Below are 536 nucleotides of genomic sequence, written 5' to 3' on the forward strand. Positions count from 1 at the left end.
ATGGAAAAAACACTACTTAACTCACTGGAATTATTAATACGTTTTTGGGAGCACAGTTCTGAGCCTTGGGCGATAAAAGATGATCAATCAAGATTTATTTATGCAAATAAGCGAGTTTATAAATTATTTAATTTACCTGAAAAATATAATATTGAAGGTCTGCTAGATGGTGAGATCCCTACGCCAGCAGCAGATTTTCAGCTTGAATTTCAACAGCAGGATCGTCAGGTTAAATTATCACAGGATCGTGTAGCATCAGTCGATATTCAGCTATATGATGGGTGTTCATATTTCACACCTTATTTTAGTGATAAATACCCATTAATAGATGAAAACGGTGTATCCCAGGGAGTTATTTGTCATTGCAGACCGGTAACAGATATAATGTTAACCCGTTTAAATAAAATAAAAGTCCCGACATCACTTATCTTTACTCCACCATCAGCGCTATTCACCAAAAGAGAGTGGGAAGTGTTGTTTTATATCTTACATGCCTTCTCGAGCAAAGACATTGCTAACAAACTCCATTTATCGGC

At 36.2% G+C, this 536-nt stretch carries 1 protein-coding gene; it reads left to right on the top strand.

Annotation, left to right across the window (positions count from 1 at the left end):
• Positions 1 to 536: PAS domain-containing protein (locus AEP37_RS24010; protein ID WP_049615693.1), on the top strand; the 536-nt coding region annotated here is incomplete at both ends.

The sequence above is a fragment of the Yersinia pekkanenii genome, assembly GCF_001152565.1.
GTDB classification, from domain to species: Bacteria; Pseudomonadota; Gammaproteobacteria; order Enterobacterales; family Enterobacteriaceae; genus Yersinia; species Yersinia pekkanenii.